A 16,776-nucleotide genomic window follows, 5' to 3' on the forward strand; every position below is an offset into this window, starting at 1 on the left:
ACTCTTGAAATGAATATAGAAGAATGGAAATAATAAAAACAGAGATAGACGGTGTGGTGATTATTGAACCCCGTATTTTTTGTGACGAGAGAGGCTATTTTTTCGAATCATTCTCACAACTAGAATTTGATGAGAAAGTTATGCCCATAAACTTTGTACAAGATAATGAGAGTATGTCCAGTTATGGTGTGATGCGCGGGCTTCATTTTCAGAAGATGCCTTACACTCAGAGTAAATTGGTACGATGTGTAAAAGGCGCAGTTTTGGATGTAGCAGTGGATATCCGCAAAGGAAGTCCGACCTACGGGCAGCATGTGGCTGTGGAATTATCTGAGGATAATCATCGTCAGTTTTTTATACCTCGTGGCTTTGCACATGGCTTTTCTGTACTCACGGAAATAGCCGTTTTCCAGTACAAGTGTGATAATTTTTATGCTCCTCAGGCGGATGGTGGTATTCAGCTGATTGATGGAAGTTTGGGCATTGATTGGCGAATACCGACCAACAAGGTTATTCTGAGTGAAAAAGATTTGAAGCATCCTCTGTTGGCTGAATATGATTCTCCCTTTGATTACAATACAAATTTATACAAATGATGAATAATCATCAGGCAATTAAGCAACACGTAAAGACCGTATAAAACTAACGTAGGATAATATCCTCACTTTCTTAATAAAAACGTACTTACTATGAAACCGCTGACTTCTGATCGGGCAGAATCTATCCGCGACGTCGCCATATTTGGTGACTTTCTGCTGTTAAACTTCTCGATGCTGGCAGTATATTTTCTATTGAAAATGGTAAATGTGCCGGCTGTTGCTTTTCCATTTAAAACCTATCTGGTAATGTCAAATCTGTGTTACGTGCCTTGTATTTCAATTTTTAAAGTGATTTTGCATTATCGGATTGTTCGTCCTGAACAAATTGTAGGTCGTTTGCTAGGAACTGTGACTTTGCATATCGTAGTGTTTTTAACAGCGCTGGCTTTAATAAAAGTTGGAAATTTTTCCCGTATTTATCTTTTGTCTTTTTATCTGTTGTTCCTGCCTTTACTCGTCGGCTGGAGATTGACTCTAAGACATATAGTGAAACTTGTTCGCAAACATGGAAAAAATGTACGCACGGTTGTATTGGTAGGTGGAGGTGATAATATGGCCGAACTTTATCAGGTACTAAGTGATGTGACTTATGGGTATAGAGTAAAGAAAGTCTTTTTTGCGAAGGATGGGGTAGAGGGAGACACATTGTCTGAATCTTTCTGTCGAGCAGAAATGCAAAGGTTGAAGGAATGGCTTTCTGAGAATGAAGTTCAGGAATTATATTGTGGTCTTTCTGCTGTGTACAAGGATGATATTTTATCTATTATTCGTTATTGTGAAAATAATCTGATCCGCTTTTATAGTGTACCTTCTCTTCGCAATTATGTGAAACGGCAGTTGCAGTTGACTTTACTGGGGGATGTGCCTGTGCTGTCTATTCGATGTGAGCCTTTGCAGAAACCTATGAACCGTTGGATGAAAAGGTGTTTTGATTTACTATGTTCTTCTTTGTTTCTGATAACTGTCTTTCCGATATTATATATTGTTGTGGGAACGATCATTAAAATCACTTCTCCGGGACCTATCTTTTTCAAGCAGGACCGTAACGGTGAAAATGGGGAGATCTTTCAGTGTTATAAGTTCCGCTCGATGAAAGTGAACAAGGATTCTGATAAGATTCAGGCTACGAAGAATGATCCGCGCAAGACAAAATTCGGTAACTTCTTAAGAAAGAGTAATCTGGATGAGATGCCCCAATTTATCAATGTCTTTAAAGGGGAAATGTCTCTTGTAGGTCCTCGTCCCCATATGTTGAAGCATACAGAAGAATATTCCCAGCTGGTGGATAAATATATGATGCGTCATTTGGTGAAACCCGGCATTACGGGCTGGGCACAAGTGACAGGCTTTCGCGGAGAGACTAAAAAGGTATCTCAGATGGAAGGACGTGTGAAACGTGATCTTTGGTACATTGAGAATTGGACTTTCTTGCTGGACCTTCGTATTATGGTGATGACAGTGGTGAATATGTTCCGTGGAGAAAAGAATGCTTATTGATATGAATTATAAAGAAATAGATACGCAGCGTATCATTGACTATATAGGGACGTTTGCTAATGGAGTTTCGGTGGATGATATCATTTTGCACTCCGGTGCCGATAAATTAAGGGTATATCCTGCTCTGTTTGAGTTGGAGCAAAGCGGATGGCTGGAAGTGTTGGAAAGAGAAGAACTAGGAGCTCCCTCAATGGTCCGTAAGAAGAAGGTTGAAGAGAAGAAAAATGACAGGTAACAGCGGTTACTTTGTTTTAGGCGGCAGCCGGGATTGCTCTATAAAAGGAGTGGTTCCGGCTGTTTTGATAATAATGGACTATAGAAATGTAAGCATCCGTTCAAGTTCCCGTTGTGTGCGGTTATAGTTAAGTCCATAAGAAGTATATAGTAAAGTTTGAAAAGTCTCTAAGTCTTTAACTTAGCGGTAATTTATTAAATGTTAAAAATAAGATAAAGTAGAAATAATTCCCAAAAACATGGAATTATTTCTGTATTTTTGTGCTAGAAATTAAGAATAAACCGATGGAAATATCTTTCGATGATAAAGACTTAGAGGAACTTATTTTTACAGGAAAGAATCGTAAATATAAAAAGCTCTCTAAGGATAAGGTATTTATGAAAGCCTTGGTTGATGTGTACAACTATATGAATGCAGTAAGTTGTGTCAAGGATTTGCAACCCTATAGCTTCTTGCATTATGAAGTGCTGAAACATATAGGTCTAAGTTCTGTTAGAATAATGAATGGAAGGGTTGAGCGTCTATTATTTGCAGAATATGAAAATGGAATCAGAATAACCATAATTGAATTAAATGAAACGCATTATGGAAGAAAAAAATGAAAGGAGAGTGCCGTTTATGGCAACTCATCCGGGGCGAATTTTAAAGAATGAATTGATAGAACGAGGGATTTCTCAAAAGAACTTCGCAAAGTCTGTTGATATGCAACCCTCCCATATTAGTGAAATTATTAAAGGGAAAAGAAGTGTGACGATGATGATTGCCGATAAATTTGAAGCTGTACTAGGAATACCTTCTATTTCATGGGTGAATCTTCAGACGCAGTATGATTATGACACCAAAGCTATAGAAAAGCGTGAATTGAAGGCAATAGAAGCAAAAAATATGATAGATGATTACAACCTTTCTTTTGATGTTAAAACTATAGCGGAAAGGCTGTTGATTAATCTTGAGAGACCTTTTGTGGATTTTCTAAATGAATTAAAAGCTATGTTGGACTTACCGGAACCGGCGGAATTACAATTGGCGGCGTGTAGGTTTAAAAAGTCGTTAAAAACAGGACTGGATGATAGGATGCTTATGACATGGGTTTTACTTGCAAAATATCAGTCGGGTAAGACTGAGGTCAAAGGGACTTATGATAAGAATAAAACCGAGGAATTGATTTCTGAGTTGAAGTCTGTATTTAATGAAAACAAGGATACTGTAAAAAGGGTACAGGGGATATTTTCAAATTATGGCATAAAATTCAATATCGTTCAGAAAGTTGAAAAAGCATCTGTTGACGGCTTTTCTTTTATGGATAATGGTATTCCATCTATTGTTCTCACAATGCGGTATAATATGATTGACCATTTAGCTTTTGATGCGTTGCATGAATTAGGACATATTGACTTGCACTTAAACGGTGGTGACGATTCAAGAATTAGTATAGAAGGGTATGAGGAATCTCCGGAAGAAAAGGAAGCAAATCAATATGCTGCAAATGCGCTGATACCCGATAAATTATGGAATACAACTCCCAAGGTTAGGATAAATCCGTTTTTGATACAGCGTGATTATACGAAATGGGCGATTGACAATAATATTAATAAATGGATTGTGCTTGGAAGAATTTCTAAAGAAACGGGAATGTATAGATTTAAGTCCGACAGCTATAGAAAAGTTTATTAATGGATTTTTGGGCAATGCGCAAAAAAACACTATTTTTCACAGGAAAAGAATCTGTTATGATAGCAAGAGGTAGTTATAAAGAGAGAATTCTGAAAATTTGTCTGAATGCAGAATTAAATGGCTTGCTACTGCTTGATGAATTTCAGTTTATATAGGGAATTTCTACTATGTTGAAACTGTTGACTGATAAATTTGGTAATTTGCGTATTCTTTGTTCCGGTAGTTCAAGTCTGGATATCCTTCAAAATATCGAAGAATCTTTGATGGAACGGGTACGTGTGATAGAAGTTCTTTCACTCTCATTAGGCTTATCCTTCGTTGATTAATTTTGCTGATGATGAAAAATTAAGTTACGTTATGTATCTGGCGCCGGATGTATTAGTGAATGGAATAGGAAAATGAATGAACGTATAAGTCGTTGTTCTATATGTGTTTATAACTTTTCTCAGAAAAACCGTCGCTGACATGCTTTTTTCTTCTTCTCATTTGAGATTTTATCCTCACCTTTGTATCGTTGATCAACACAACGAGTGAATTAAAACAGAATTTAAATCTCTAAATGAAAAAAGTATGAGTGTAATTTTTAGAACGGTGGAGAGACCGTCCGACCCTCGGGTTGAGAATTCTCCCAAAAAGTATTTTCCGCAGTTAATAACTTTAGGACAGACTGTAGATTTGGCATTTATTGCGCAGAAGATGCAGGATCGTTCTTCACTCTCTATTGGTGATATCAAGAGTACCATGCAGAACTTTGTGGAGAAATTGAAAGAGCAGTTGTTGGAAGGTAAGACAGTGAATATTGCCGGGTTGGGTGTGTTTTTGCTGGCTGCTAAGTCGAAAGGAGAGGAAAAGGCAGAAGATGTGACTGCCAAGAGCGTGGACAGCGTTCGCATATTTTTTCAAGCCAATAAAGAGTTGAAGATAACCAAGACTGCTACGCGTGCCGGTGAAAAGTTGGATCTGGTCAGTTTGGACGATTATCTGAAAGGTCTATCAAACGTTCCTGCGGGAGGCGGCTCGGACGGTGGATCGGGAGATAACTCGGGCGATGGAGGACTGGATGAGAATCCACTCGGATAAGGAGAGCTGAAAAGTAAAAGTTGAGAATGAAAATCAAAAGAATCGCTATGAAGAAAACGAATTGGAAGGTGATTTTTAAAGTGATTATTGCCGTTGCTACTGCCATCGCAGGTGTGATTGGAGGGCAGGCTATGACATTTTAAGTATAGTTGATAGACGAAGAGAAGCCGTTATCCGAGAAGTTGAAGTTCGGATAGCGGCTCTTTTTTATCTTACATCCGCTCCCCACATCAATTTATTGCGAAGCGTATCAAAGAAAACATGGTTGAAGCGTTTGATTACCTTAATGCTATAATCAGCCCGTGAGATTCGCAGACGGGTTGTTTCTTTGCAGGATTCACTACGACCGTCGATGGCAACCAGGAAACTGTGGCTACGGCTTTCTACGTCAAGAGTGATTTCCCAATCATCACAAATAACGATAGGGCGGACATTCAAACTATGCGGAGCCACCGGAGTGATAGCAATCGTTTTGCTATGGGGCACGATAACCGGACCACCGACACTCAGTGAATAAGCCGTGGAACCGGTAGGGGTGGATACCACCAACCCGTCAGCCTGATAAGTGGTGAGATGGGCACCGTTGATAGCAGTATGAATGCTGATCATTGAAGAACTATCACGTTTCAATACAGCAATTTCATTGAGTGCATAAGGCGATTCCATCAATTTTTTGTCATCACAATATAATTGCAACACGCTACGTTCTTCCACCTTATAGTGGTTATTATAAATCTCATCGAAAGTCTCTTCCATCTCTTCCGGAGAAATGTCTGCCAGGAAGCCGAGGCGGCCGGTATTGATACCCAGAATGGGAATATTCTTTTTGCCTACCCGACTGGCTGCTTTCAGGAACGTACCATCGCCCCCGATACTGATGACCATATCTGCTGTAAAATCGTCTCCGTCAAAGAGTTCGGCGGAAGCGATAGTCATGTGCAGGTCGGAAGTCAGGAAGTTATAGAACTCCCTGCAAATGCAAAGCTGGGCATTACGCCGCTCCAACAAACGGAATAAAGTTTCCGCATGTGTTGATTTTTTTGCTTGGTAAGTATTTCCAAATATGGCAAATTTCATCGTCTGTACTTTCTTAATGAAATGCAAATATGGCGTTTTTTTCTCAGAACGCTGCCAATGTATCGCTATTATTTGTACATTTGCGGCAAACTATGATCCGAATTATGACTAGATTAAGTGTAAACATAAACAAGATTGCGACGTTGCGTAATGCGCGTGGAGGGGATGTCCCTAATGTGGTGAAAGTAGCACTGGATTGTGAAAGCTTTGGTGCGGAAGGAATTACCGTACATCCACGCCCTGATGAACGTCATATACGCCAAAGGGATGTGTATGATCTTCGCCCGTTGCTTCGTACTGAATTTAATATCGAAGGATATCCTGCCCCCGAATTTATTGATCTGGTATTGAAAGTGAAACCGCATCAGGTGACTCTGGTTCCGGATAGTCCGACTCAGCTGACTTCTAATGCAGGCTGGGATACCAAGCAGAATCTGGAATTTCTGACCGAAGTACTCGAAACCTTTAATGATGCAGGCATCCGTACTTCTGTATTTGTATCGGCGGATGCGGAGATGATAGAGTATGCTGCCAAAGCTGGTGCCGACCGGGTGGAACTCTATACCGAACCCTATGCGACCGCTTATCCGCAGAATAAGGAAGCAGCCGTTGCGCCTTTTGTAGAAGCCGCCAAAGTGGCACGTAGTCTGGGGCTGGGTCTGAATGCCGGACATGACCTGAGTTTGGTGAATCTGAATTATTTATATCAAAACATTCCATGGATGGATGAAGTCTCTATCGGACACTCGCTGATAAGCGATGCTCTGTATCTGGGATTGGAACGTACCATTCAGGAATATAAAAACTGTCTTCGTTGATGAATGCAATGTTGTTATTAGCCCAAGTGGCTCCGGCGCTGACCGATTCTATTGCGGGCGCCAATCCGGTATTAACTCCGGTAGCTGGTCCTGAAGAGATGAACTTATGGAGCATGGCTGTCAAGGGTGGTTGGATTATGATCGTTCTTGGATTGCTGTCCATCCTTTGTTTCTACATCTTGTTCGAACGCAACTATGTGATTAGGAAAGCCGGCAAAGAGGACCCGATGTTCATGGATAAGATAAAGGATTATATCCTGGATGGAGAAATAAAAGCCGCCATAGCTTATTGCCGCAGCGTAAATACTCCGGCTGCCCGTATGATTGAGAAAGGTATCAGCCGTTTGGGACGTCCGGTGAATGATGTGCAGGCTGCGATTGAGAATGTGGGAAACATTGAGGTAGCGAAACTGGAAAAAGGATTGACGATTATGGCAACCATCTCCGGAGGTGCGCCGATGATTGGTTTCCTCGGTACGGTGACCGGTATGGTGCGTGCTTTCTACGAAATGGCTAATGCGGGTAACAACATCGATATCACATTGCTTTCGGGCGGTATCTACGAGGCTATGATCACTACGGTAGGTGGTTTGATCGTGGGTATTATTGCGATGTTTGCCTATAACTACCTCGTGACTCTGGTAGACGGCGTGGTGAATAAGATGGAGGCTAAAACGATGGCATTCATGGACCTCTTGAATGAACCCGCATAATCAATTAATAACTAATAATTAAAAATTAAAGCGTGCTACAACGTAGAGCTAAAATATCGCCCAATTTCAGTATGGCATCCATGACGGACGTCATCTTTCTGTTGCTGATCTTTTTTATGATCACGTCTACGGTTGTTTCGCCGAACGCTATCAAGGTGTTGCTTCCGCAGGGAAAACAGCAGACGTCGGCTAAGCCCTTGACGCGAGTGATTATAGATAAGGATCTGAATTTTTATGCGGCGTTTGGAAATGATAAGGAGCAGGCGATTTCTTTGGAAGAATTGACTCCTTTCCTGCAATCGTGCGCTGCGAAAGAACCGGAAATGTATGTGGCGCTTTATGCTGATGAAGCTGTGCCTTACAGGGAAATCGTGAAAGTGCTGAATATTGCCAATGAGAATAAGTTCAAGATGGTGCTGGCTACACGCCCGCCTGAAGGGAAATAAATGTACGATGGGTAAATTGTACATTGTAAATGGTTAAATAGTAAATGGCAATGGTGGATCCGAAGAAGAAAGGCAAATATATAGGAATGGTAGGTGCGCTGCTGGTACATGTAGCGTTCATTCTCCTGTTGATACTGGTTGGCTTCGCTTTGCCGGAGCAGCAGGATGAAGACGGTATGCCGGTAATGCTGGGTGAAGTGCCCAATGCATTTGGAAGTGCTGATCCCTCCCTGGTGAAAGTGGATGTGATGCCTGAGACCGTTGCCCCTAAAGTGCAGGAGACGGTAGAACAGGAGATGCTTACCCAGGAGGATGAAGAAACCGTTGTTATCAAGCCTAAAGCGGAACCTAAAAAGGAAGAAGTAAAGAAGAAGCCGGAAAAACCGGAGAAGACGGAAGCCGAGAAAGCGGAAGAAGCCCGGAAGTTGGCGGAAGCTAAAGCCGAGCGGGAACGCAGGGAGGCGGAAGAGGCTGCCCGTAAGAGGGTGGCAGGTGCCTTCGGAAAAGGAGCACAAATGGGAAGCAAAGGTACGACTGAGGGAACAGGTATCCAGGGAAGTCCCACCGGAAATGCGCCGGAAGGTGCGTCGAGCGGAACGGGAGGTTATGGAACTTTTGACCTCGGCGGACGTTCTATAGGACAAGGTGGTTTGCCGCGTCCGGCATATAATGTGCAGGATGAAGGGATTGTGGTGGTTTCTATTACTGTAAATCCGGCAGGACATGTTATTGCTACCAGTATTGACCGGAAGACCAATACCATTAATTCTGCCTTGCGGAAGGCGGCTGAAGATGCTGCTAAGAAAGCGCGTTTCAATGCTGTAAGCGGTTTGAATAACCAGACAGGAACGATAACATATTACTTTAAACTAAAATAATAAGGAGAACAATTATGGGTACAGTTTATGTTTTTTTTGCAGACGGATTTGAAGAAGTGGAAGCTTTCACCTCTGTGGATGTAATGAGACGTGCAGGGCTGAACGTGGAAATGATAACGGTGACTCCCGATGAGATAGTAACAGGTGCACATGATGTACCGGTGCTTTGCGATAAGAATGTAGTGAACTGTGATTTCTATGACGCAGATTTAGTTCTTTTACCCGGTGGAATGCCCGGAGCTGCTACTTTGGAGAAGTGCCCGGAACTTCGGAAACTGGTCTTGGATTTTGCTGAAAAGAATAAACCGATTGCTGCCATTTGTGCCGCTCCTATGATATTGGGTAAGCTTGGCTTGCTGAAAGGCCGCAAGGCAACTTGCTATCCCGGCTTCGAGCAATACCTGGAAGGTGCTGAATGTACAGGTGCTCCGGTGGAAAGAGACGGTAACATCATTACCGGAAAAGGACCGGGTGCTGCGATGGAATTTGCTCTGACGGTTGTAGATATGATGCTCGGAAAAGAGAAGGTACAGGAATTGAAAGAGGCAATGTGCGTCATCTAACTTTCATTTTTAATTTTTAATTGATGGAGTATGCTCTGATAGTTGCCGGTGGTAAAGGGTTGCGCATGGGAGGCGAACTTCCCAAACAGTTTCTGCCTATAGGTGGAAAACCTGTTTTGATGCGTACTTTGGAAGCCTTTTATGCCTACAATCCGGAGATACATATAATATTAGTGCTCCCGCATAGCCAGCAGTCTTATTGGACAGAGCTATGTGCGGAGCATTCTTTTTCTTTGCCGCATACAGTGGCGGACGGAGGTGAAACTCGCTTCCATTCGGTAAAGAATGGATTGGCTTATGTTACTACTCCGGGATTGGTTGGTGTCCATGATGGGGTACGCCCGTTTGTTTCCCAGGAAGTCATAGCCCGTTGTTATGAATTGGCTGCCGAAAAAAAGGCGGTGATTCCCGTGATAGATGTGGTGGAGACTGTACGCCATCTTAAAGGAGAAGAAAGCGTGACCGTCAGCCGGGATGAGTATAAATTGGTACAGACTCCCCAGGTGTTTGATGCCGATTTACTGAAACAGGCCTATGAACAACCTTATACTTCTTTCTTTACGGACGACGCTTCGGTAGTGGAAGCGATGGGAGTATCTGTATACCTCGCGGCAGGTAATCGGGAAAACATTAAAATTACGACTCCCTTTGATTTGAAAATAGCCGCTGCTTTGTTGGATTCATGTTTGATTTAGCTTCTCGTGACATAAAATACCTGTCGGGTGTAGGGCCGCAACGTGCCTCAGTACTCAATAAGGAATTGAATATCTATTCCCTTCACGACTTATTGTATTATTTCCCCTATAAATATGTAGACCGTAGCCGTATCTATTATATCCATGAGATAGACGGTACGATGCCTTATATCCAGTTGAAAGGCGAAATCCTGGGCTTTGAGACGATTGGAGAAGGTAGGCAGCGCCGTCTGATTGCCCATTTCTCGGATGGTACGGGGATTGTGGATTTAGTCTGGTTTCAGGGAATTAAATTTCTCGTCGGTAAGTATAAGGTACATCAGGAATATATTGTATTTGGTAAACCCAGCGTCTTCAACGGACGGATTAACATTGCTCATCCGGATATCGATAATGCTTCGGAACTGAAGCTCTCGACAATGGGATTGCAACCTTATTATAATACAACGGAGAAAATGAAGCGGAGTTCCCTCAATTCTCATGCAATAGAGAAGATGATGAGCGCCGTAGTGCAGCAACTCCGCGAACCGCTGCCCGAAACGCTTTCTCCCGCTATATTGACAGAACATCATTTGATGCCGCTGACGGAAGCTTTGATGAATATTCATTTTCCGGCAAATCCGGAATTGCTTCGTAAAGCGCAATATCGCTTGAAGTTTGAAGAACTTTTTTATGTACAGTTGAATATTCTCCGCTATGCCAAAGACAGGCAACGGAAATATCGTGGATATGTATTTGAAACGGTAGGAGAGATATTCAATACTTTCTATGCCAAGAATCTGCCTTTCGAACTGACCGGCGCCCAGAAGCGTGTACTGAAAGAAATACGCCGGGATGTGGGGAGCGGTAAGCAAATGAACCGTCTGTTGCAAGGGGATGTAGGTAGTGGAAAAACGTTGGTGGCACTGATGAGTATGCTGATAGCGTTGGATAACGGTTACCAGGCTTGTATGATGGCGCCTACCGAGATTCTGGCTAACCAGCATTTTGAAACAATCCGCGAGTTGTTGTACGGAATGGATATACGCGTGGAATTGCTAACCGGTTCTGTGAAAGGAAAAAAGCGGGAAGCCATTCTCACCGGTCTGTTGACAGGAGATGTACGAATACTGATCGGTACGCATGCCGTGATAGAAGATACCGTGAATTTCTCTTCACTGGGTCTGGTCGTGATAGATGAACAACACCGTTTCGGTGTGGCACAACGCGCACGTTTATGGACTAAGAATGCACAGCCCCCCCATGTGCTAGTCATGACAGCTACCCCTATTCCGCGTACGCTGGCCATGACATTATACGGTGATCTCGATGTTTCCGTCATTGATGAACTGCCGCCGGGACGTAAACCTATTGTGACCATTCATAAATATGATGCGCACCGTGTAAGCTTGTACCAATCCGTCCATAGGCAGATTGCAGAGGGCAGACAGGTATATATTGTATATCCTTTGATTAAGGAAAGTGAGAAAATCGACTTGAAGAACCTGGAAGAAGGCTACCTTCATATTTGTGAGGAATTTCCGGATTGTAAAGTCTGCAAAGTACATGGCAAGATGAAAGCGGCTGAGAAGGATGCGCAGATGCAGCTTTTTGTTTCGGGCGAAGCACAGATAATGGTAGCGACTACTGTGATTGAGGTAGGCGTAAATGTACCGAATGCTTCCGTGATGATTATTGAGAATGCAGAGCGCTTCGGTTTGTCACAGCTCCATCAGTTGCGTGGTCGTGTAGGTCGTGGAGCAGAACAGTCTTATTGTATTTTAGTGACCGGATATAAGTTGGTCGAGGAAACCCGCAAGCGCCTGGAAATTATGGTACGGACAAATGACGGCTTTGAAATAGCTGAAGCCGATCTGAAGCTACGAGGTCCCGGTGATTTGGAAGGCACACAGCAAAGTGGTATTGCCTTCGACCTGAAAATTGCCGATATAGCACGTGACGGACAGCTACTGCAATATGTGCGCAATGTTGCTGAAGAAGTGGTGGATGCTGATCCTACCGGTATTCGTCCGGAGAATGAAATCCTGTGGCGCCAGCTAAAGGCACTTCGGAAAACTAACGTTAACTGGGCTTCCATTAGTTGAATAACGGTTAAACATACACTTTATTTGCATTTTTATGTTGTAAAACATATAAGGTCTTATCTTGCCGATATACAGGGAGTTAGGAGGTGGTTTAATATGTACCTTTTAGTCCCTTACCGAAAAAATAGTTAAGAACAGCCTTTTCATTTAGAGAAGAAATACTACCTTTGGGAGAATTTTTTAAAAGAATGACGAAACGGAATGAATTTCAATTGCATTAAAACGATCCTAATAGCTGCGACGGCAATGGTCAGCCTGAATTCTTTTTCTCAGGATTTGATTGCCCGACAAGCCCCCATCGACAGGAAACTAAAGAGCGTTGACTCGTTGGCTTTACAGAAACAGATACGTGCTGAACAATCTGCTTATCCAGGTCTAAGTCTATATCCGACTTGGAACAATGAGTATGTACAAGCTTATGGCGATGCTATCGTTCCTGAAAGTTATAAAGTGGACCTGACAGGTTTCTGTATGCCTACCACGCATACGAAGATTACCGATGTATTCGGTTATCGCCCCAGAAGACGCAGAATGCACTATGGCTTGGATGTTAAAGTATTCATCGGTGATACGATTCGAGCTGCTTTCGATGGTAAAGTACGCGTAGTAAAGAATCAGGGACGCCGTGGCTATGGTAAGTATATCGTTATTCGTCATGACAATGGACTGGAAACTGTTTACGGACACTTGTCCAAACAGATCGTAGAAATTAATCAATTGGTTAAAGCCGGAGAACCTATCGCTTTAGGTGGCAATACGGGACGTTCTACCGGTTCGCATCTTCACTTTGAAACCCGTTTCCTGGGAATTCCTATCGACCCCGCTTTAATGTTTGACTTTGAAAAGCAAGACGTTGTTGCTGATCATTATACTTTTACTAAGACCAAGACTTCAAAAGGAACTGCTCGCAGCATGGCTTCCGGTGAAGGTTTGTTCTATAAAGTGAAGAGTGGCGATACATTGTCTAAGATTGCATCCCGTCAGGGAGTATCTATTGACAAGCTCTGTCAGTTGAATCGCATTACACGGAAAACAATCTTACGTCCGGGACAGGTATTACGTTGTTCGTAAGATATCAATAAACCCATAAAGAAGAGGGCACTTTAATATAATTTAGAGTGCCCTCTTTTCTTTTTTCTTTAATTATTCCTACCTTTGCAACCAATTTGTAAGGAAATGAAAGATACCAAACAACAATTTGAGCATGTCATTGCCATCTGTCGTGATTTGTTCTCCAAGAAACTACATGATTACGGTCCGGCATGGCGTATTCTCCGTCCGGCTTCCGTGACTGACCAGATATTCATTAAAGCCAATCGTATCAGGAGTATTGAAACCAAAGGAGTGACGTTGGTGGACGAAGGAATACGTTCCGAGTTCATTGCGATAGTCAACTATGGCATTGTCGGATTGATACAGCTGGAACTGGGATATGCGGAATCAGCCGATATCACGAATGAAGAAGCAATGGCGTTGTATGACAAATATGCTAAAACTTCATTGGATCTGATGCTTGCTAAGAATCATGATTACGATGAGGCATGGCGCAGCATGCGTGTCAGTTCATACACTGATCTGATATTGATGAAAATCTACCGTACGAAACAGATTGAAAGCCTGTCAGGACAGACTTTGGTTTCGGAAGGAGTGGATGCTAATTATATGGACATGATTAATTATTCCGTATTCGGTTTGATTAAGATTGAATTTGGAGACTAAACAGAAACATATAATCTGGAAGAGCTGGGTGAATGTTTGCCGTTTTTTATTGGCGGCAGTATTCATCTTTTCCGGCTTTGTGAAGGCAGTCGATCCGTTAGGCTCTTTTTATAAGATTCAGGATTATCTGACGGCTTTCGGAATGATCGCGTGGTTTCCTACATATTTGCAGCTACTGTTTGCCATCGTATTGTCGGCGTTGGAATTTTCCGTGGGAGTATTCCTGTTCTTCGGTATACGGCGGCGGTTTGCTACGACTCTGGCATTGTTGCTGATGATCGTGATGACACCGCTGACACTGTATCTGGCGTTAGCGAATCCGGTGTCCGATTGTGGTTGTTTCGGTGATGCATGGGTGTTGACAAATTGGGAAACGTTCGGTAAGAATGTGGTATTGTTTATTGCAGCCGTATCTGTCTTCAAAGGTGGAAAACAAATCATCCGCTTTATTACGGCAAAGATGGCATGGATGGTTTCTATGTATACGTTCTTTTTCGTATTTGTGCTTTCGTTCTATTGTCTGGACAATCTGCCTATCCTGGATTTCCGTCCTTACAAGATCGGAAAAAATATCAAAGAAGGCATGGAAATACCCGAAGGAGCAAAACCCAGTGTGTTTGAGAGCAAGTTCATTCTGGAGAAGGACGGAAAAAAGCAGGAATTTACACTGGATAATTATCCGGATAGCACATGGACGTTTGTTGAAACACGTACGGTGTTGAAGGAAAAAGGATACGAGCCTCCGATTCACGACTTTTCTATTGTAAGTCTGGAAACCGGAGAGGATCTGACCGATAGCATTTTATCAGATAAGGGATATACATTCCTGTTAGTAGCTCATCGTATTGAAAATGCTGACGATAGCAATATAGACCTTATTAACGAGATCTATGATTATAGTGTGGAGCATGGGTACGGCTTTTATGCCCTGACTTCTTCGCCGGAGGAACAAATAGAGTTGTGGCGTGACAAGACCGGTGCAGAATATCCTTTCTGCCAGATGGACGACATCACTTTGAAGACCATTATTCGTTCCAATCCCGGACTGATGCTGATAAAGGATGGTGTCATTCTGAATAAGTGGAGTGATAACAGCTTGCCGGATGAATACGTGCTGACGGATAGTCTGGATAAACTGGAACTCGGTCAGCAGAAACAAGAAAGTGATTTGCGCACGATTGGTTACGTTCTTTTGTGGTTTATCATTCCGTTGCTGATGGTTATCGGCGTGGACATCCTGGTTGTGAAGCGCAGGGAAAGGAAGAGAGCGAAAAATAAAGTGATTAGCGATGGAGTGATAAGTGATAAGCAAGAGCTCCCTCAGCCATAAATCACAAATTATAAATCAAAAATACATTAACCCTTTTAATAAATAAAAAACAAAATGAGAAAAAACATTGTTGCAGGAAACTGGAAAATGAACAAAACCCTTCAGGAGGGTATTGCTCTTGCAAAAGAACTGAATGAAGTACTGGCTAACGAAAAGCCTAACTGTGATGTAATCATCTGTACTCCTTTTATCCACCTGGCATCGGTTACTCCGCTGGTAGACCCCGCTAAGATTGGCGTAGGTGCTGAAAACTGTGCTGATAAAGAATCAGGTGCTTACACTGGTGAAGTTTCAGCTGCTATGGTTGCTTCTACAGGCGCTAAATATGTAATCCTGGGTCACTCAGAACGTCGTGCTTACTATGGCGAAACAGTTACCATCCTGGAAGAAAAAGTAAAATTGGCTTTGGCTAACGGTCTGACTCCGATCTTCTGTATCGGTGAAGTGCTGGAAGAACGCGAAGCTAACAAGCAGAATGAAGTAGTTGCCGCTCAGTTGGCTTCTGTATTCTCTCTGTCTGCTGAAGATTTCTCTAAGATCGTATTGGCTTACGAACCGGTTTGGGCTATCGGTACAGGTAAAACAGCTACTCCCGACCAAGCTCAGGAAATCCACGCTTTCATCCGTTCATTAGTTGCTGACAAGTACGGTAAGGAAGTTGCTGATAACTGCTCTATCCTTTACGGTGGTAGCGCTAAACCGTCTAACGCTAAGGAATTGTTCGCTAATCCTGACGTTGATGGCGGCTTGATCGGTGGTGCAGCTCTGAAGGTAGCGGACTTCAAAGGTATCATTGATGCTTTTAATTAATAGATAATGGAAGACTGATAATTGATAACCGGTGAAGTGCCGGTTGTCGGTTATCAGTCTCTATAATCATATTATCAATCGTCTATTATTATATTATTCATTATGAAGAAGCTTGGTTTACTTTTAATTGCATGCTTTGCTTTCGCCGCTTTTGCTTCGGCGCAGAATAACATTGTGAAGAGTTTGGAACGCAATGTGCCGGGACAGGGTAAGGTAACCATCCATCAGGATGCCCGCATCGAGGCCTTGATAGGTCAGGAATATATCCCCAACGGAACGGAGAACAGAGTGCTTAAAAGTCAGGGTTTCCGTGTACAGGTGTATGCCGGAAACAATACCAGTAGAGCCAAGAACGAAGCTCACGCTGTGGGCTCACGAATCAAAGAATATTTCCCGGAACTTTCTGTTTATACCTCTTTCAACTCTCCCCGCTGGCTGTGCCGTGTAGGAGACTTCCGCAGTATTGAAGAAGCAGATGCCATGATGCGCCAGTTGCGTGCTACAGGCGTATTCAAAGAAGTTTCTATTGTGAAAGAGCAGATAAACATCCCCTTATAA

21 protein-coding genes are annotated in these 16,776 nt (G+C 42.8%); 20 read left to right on the forward strand and 1 reads right to left on the reverse strand.

Translation table 11 applies throughout. The features are described from left to right. The first annotated feature begins 23 nt into the window (after positions 1-23). From rfbC to BACCELL_RS26440, 8 genes are all read left to right on the forward strand, one after another. The gene (gene rfbC, locus BACCELL_RS03040) at positions 24-596 is read left to right on the forward strand and encodes a dTDP-4-dehydrorhamnose 3,5-epimerase (protein ID WP_007210060.1); all 573 of its coding nucleotides are present in this window, start codon (positions 24-26) and stop codon (positions 594-596) included. Between the two features lie 93 nt (positions 597-689). Further along, positions 690-2,096, forward strand: a complete 1,407-nt coding sequence (locus BACCELL_RS03045; RefSeq protein ID WP_007210061.1) for an undecaprenyl-phosphate glucose phosphotransferase — start codon at positions 690-692, stop codon at positions 2,094-2,096. A gap of 1 nt (position 2,097) precedes the next feature. Further along, positions 2,098-2,331 (forward strand): hypothetical protein, encoded by a 234-nt coding sequence (locus BACCELL_RS03050; RefSeq protein ID WP_022208978.1) that lies wholly within the window; start codon positions 2,098-2,100, stop codon positions 2,329-2,331. 284 nt (positions 2,332-2,615) lie between these two features. Next, complete coding sequence (locus BACCELL_RS03055) at positions 2,616-2,933, forward strand: hypothetical protein (protein WP_044153303.1); 318 nt, start codon at positions 2,616-2,618, stop codon at positions 2,931-2,933. Further along, positions 2,917-4,005 (forward strand): HigA family addiction module antitoxin, encoded by a 1,089-nt coding sequence (locus BACCELL_RS03060; RefSeq protein ID WP_007210065.1) that lies wholly within the window; start codon positions 2,917-2,919, stop codon positions 4,003-4,005. The genes BACCELL_RS03055 and BACCELL_RS03060 overlap by 17 nt, the downstream gene beginning before the upstream one ends. 167 nt (positions 4,006-4,172) lie before the next feature. After that, positions 4,173-4,331 carry an AAA family ATPase gene (locus BACCELL_RS26435; protein ID WP_007210067.1) on the forward strand — a complete coding sequence of 53 codons (159 nt, stop codon included), beginning with the start codon at positions 4,173-4,175 and terminating at the stop codon, positions 4,329-4,331. Positions 4,332-4,575: 244 nt separating this feature from the next. Beyond that, on the forward strand, positions 4,576-5,085 hold the full coding sequence (locus tag BACCELL_RS03065) for an HU family DNA-binding protein (protein ID WP_007210068.1): 510 nt from the start codon (positions 4,576-4,578) through the stop codon (positions 5,083-5,085). Positions 5,086-5,132: 47 nt separating this feature from the next. Next, positions 5,133-5,228 (forward strand): smalltalk protein, encoded by a 96-nt coding sequence (locus BACCELL_RS26440; RefSeq protein ID WP_007218802.1) that lies wholly within the window; start codon positions 5,133-5,135, stop codon positions 5,226-5,228. Positions 5,229-5,292: 64 nt separating this feature from the next. Here the strand turns inward: BACCELL_RS26440 and BACCELL_RS03070 are convergent, their stop codons facing one another. Then, positions 5,293-6,162: an NAD kinase gene (locus tag BACCELL_RS03070; RefSeq protein WP_007210069.1), complete on the reverse strand. Its 870-nt coding sequence runs from the start codon at positions 6,160-6,162 to the stop codon at positions 5,293-5,295. Positions 6,163-6,266: 104 nt separating this feature from the next. Here BACCELL_RS03070 and BACCELL_RS03075 point away from each other — a divergent pair, with 104 nt between their 5' ends. The 12 genes from BACCELL_RS03075 (at position 6,267) to BACCELL_RS03130 (ending at position 16,776) form a co-directional block, all read left to right on the forward strand. Next, positions 6,267-6,980, forward strand: a complete 714-nt coding sequence (locus tag BACCELL_RS03075; RefSeq protein ID WP_025725903.1) for a pyridoxine 5'-phosphate synthase — start codon at positions 6,267-6,269, stop codon at positions 6,978-6,980. Next, complete coding sequence (locus BACCELL_RS03080; protein WP_007210071.1) at positions 6,980-7,693, forward strand: MotA/TolQ/ExbB proton channel family protein; 714 nt, start codon at positions 6,980-6,982, stop codon at positions 7,691-7,693. The genes BACCELL_RS03075 and BACCELL_RS03080 overlap by 1 nt, the downstream gene beginning before the upstream one ends. 71 nt (positions 7,694-7,764) lie before the next feature. Beyond that, positions 7,765-8,139: an ExbD/TolR family protein gene (locus BACCELL_RS03085; RefSeq protein ID WP_007210072.1), complete on the forward strand. Its 375-nt coding sequence runs from the start codon at positions 7,765-7,767 to the stop codon at positions 8,137-8,139. A 50-nt stretch (positions 8,140-8,189) separates the two neighbouring features. Continuing rightward, on the forward strand, positions 8,190-9,017 hold the full coding sequence (locus BACCELL_RS03090) for a TonB family protein (RefSeq protein WP_007218805.1): 828 nt from the start codon (positions 8,190-8,192) through the stop codon (positions 9,015-9,017). A gap of 14 nt (positions 9,018-9,031) precedes the next feature. Further along, positions 9,032-9,580 (forward strand): DJ-1 family glyoxalase III, encoded by a 549-nt coding sequence (locus BACCELL_RS03095; RefSeq protein ID WP_007210074.1) that lies wholly within the window; start codon positions 9,032-9,034, stop codon positions 9,578-9,580. Between the two features lie 20 nt (positions 9,581-9,600). Continuing rightward, complete coding sequence (locus tag BACCELL_RS03100; protein ID WP_025725906.1) at positions 9,601-10,275, forward strand: 2-C-methyl-D-erythritol 4-phosphate cytidylyltransferase; 675 nt, start codon at positions 9,601-9,603, stop codon at positions 10,273-10,275. Beyond that, positions 10,263-12,359: an ATP-dependent DNA helicase RecG gene (gene recG / locus BACCELL_RS03105; RefSeq protein ID WP_007210076.1), complete on the forward strand. Its 2,097-nt coding sequence runs from the start codon at positions 10,263-10,265 to the stop codon at positions 12,357-12,359. Before BACCELL_RS03100 ends, recG begins: the two co-directional genes overlap by 13 nt. Before the next feature lie 201 nt (positions 12,360-12,560). Beyond that, positions 12,561-13,430 (forward strand): M23 family metallopeptidase, encoded by an 870-nt coding sequence (locus BACCELL_RS03110; protein ID WP_007210077.1) that lies wholly within the window; start codon positions 12,561-12,563, stop codon positions 13,428-13,430. Positions 13,431-13,535: 105 nt separating this feature from the next. After that, positions 13,536-14,078: a DUF1599 domain-containing protein gene (locus BACCELL_RS03115; RefSeq protein ID WP_007210078.1), complete on the forward strand. Its 543-nt coding sequence runs from the start codon at positions 13,536-13,538 to the stop codon at positions 14,076-14,078. Further along, complete coding sequence (locus BACCELL_RS03120) at positions 14,068-15,408, forward strand: BT_3928 family protein (RefSeq protein WP_044153304.1); 1,341 nt, start codon at positions 14,068-14,070, stop codon at positions 15,406-15,408. Before BACCELL_RS03115 ends, BACCELL_RS03120 begins: the two co-directional genes overlap by 11 nt. Positions 15,409-15,462: 54 nt before the next feature. Further along, positions 15,463-16,218, forward strand: a complete 756-nt coding sequence (tpiA, locus tag BACCELL_RS03125; protein ID WP_007210080.1) for a triose-phosphate isomerase — start codon at positions 15,463-15,465, stop codon at positions 16,216-16,218. Positions 16,219-16,320: 102 nt separating this feature from the next. Continuing rightward, a complete protein-coding gene (locus tag BACCELL_RS03130; protein ID WP_007210081.1) occupies positions 16,321-16,776 on the forward strand; it encodes an SPOR domain-containing protein in 456 nt (151 codons plus the stop codon).

Origin of the sequence: Bacteroides cellulosilyticus DSM 14838, from assembly GCF_000158035.1 — a bacterium.
GTDB classification, from domain to species: Bacteria; Bacteroidota; Bacteroidia; order Bacteroidales; family Bacteroidaceae; genus Bacteroides; species Bacteroides cellulosilyticus.

Bases quoted from the DNA above. Each gene is read 5' to 3' on its own strand.
- rfbC (WP_007210060.1), top strand. From the start codon at position 24: ATGGAAATAATAAAAACAGAGATAGACGGTGTGGTGATTATTGAACCC.
- BACCELL_RS03045 (WP_007210061.1), top strand. From the start codon at position 690: ATGAAACCGCTGACTTCTGATCGGGCAGAATCTATCCGCGACGTCGCC.
- BACCELL_RS03050 (WP_022208978.1), top strand. From the start codon at position 2,098: ATGAATTATAAAGAAATAGATACGCAGCGTATCATTGACTATATAGGG.
- BACCELL_RS03055 (WP_044153303.1), top strand. From the start codon at position 2,616: ATGGAAATATCTTTCGATGATAAAGACTTAGAGGAACTTATTTTTACA.
- BACCELL_RS03060 (WP_007210065.1), top strand. From the start codon at position 2,917: ATGGAAGAAAAAAATGAAAGGAGAGTGCCGTTTATGGCAACTCATCCG.
- BACCELL_RS26435 (WP_007210067.1), top strand. From the start codon at position 4,173: ATGTTGAAACTGTTGACTGATAAATTTGGTAATTTGCGTATTCTTTGT.
- BACCELL_RS03065 (WP_007210068.1), top strand. From the start codon at position 4,576: ATGAGTGTAATTTTTAGAACGGTGGAGAGACCGTCCGACCCTCGGGTT.
- BACCELL_RS26440 (WP_007218802.1), top strand. From the start codon at position 5,133: ATGAAGAAAACGAATTGGAAGGTGATTTTTAAAGTGATTATTGCCGTT.
- BACCELL_RS03070 (WP_007210069.1), bottom strand. From the start codon at position 6,162: ATGAAATTTGCCATATTTGGAAATACTTACCAAGCAAAAAAATCAACA.
- BACCELL_RS03075 (WP_025725903.1), top strand. From the start codon at position 6,267: ATGACTAGATTAAGTGTAAACATAAACAAGATTGCGACGTTGCGTAAT.
- BACCELL_RS03080 (WP_007210071.1), top strand. From the start codon at position 6,980: ATGAATGCAATGTTGTTATTAGCCCAAGTGGCTCCGGCGCTGACCGAT.
- BACCELL_RS03085 (WP_007210072.1), top strand. From the start codon at position 7,765: ATGGCATCCATGACGGACGTCATCTTTCTGTTGCTGATCTTTTTTATG.
- BACCELL_RS03090 (WP_007218805.1), top strand. From the start codon at position 8,190: ATGGTGGATCCGAAGAAGAAAGGCAAATATATAGGAATGGTAGGTGCG.
- BACCELL_RS03095 (WP_007210074.1), top strand. From the start codon at position 9,032: ATGGGTACAGTTTATGTTTTTTTTGCAGACGGATTTGAAGAAGTGGAA.
- recG (WP_007210076.1), top strand. From the start codon at position 10,263: ATGTTTGATTTAGCTTCTCGTGACATAAAATACCTGTCGGGTGTAGGG.
- BACCELL_RS03110 (WP_007210077.1), top strand. From the start codon at position 12,561: ATGAATTTCAATTGCATTAAAACGATCCTAATAGCTGCGACGGCAATG.
- BACCELL_RS03115 (WP_007210078.1), top strand. From the start codon at position 13,536: ATGAAAGATACCAAACAACAATTTGAGCATGTCATTGCCATCTGTCGT.
- tpiA (WP_007210080.1), top strand. From the start codon at position 15,463: ATGAGAAAAAACATTGTTGCAGGAAACTGGAAAATGAACAAAACCCTT.
- BACCELL_RS03130 (WP_007210081.1), top strand. From the start codon at position 16,321: ATGAAGAAGCTTGGTTTACTTTTAATTGCATGCTTTGCTTTCGCCGCT.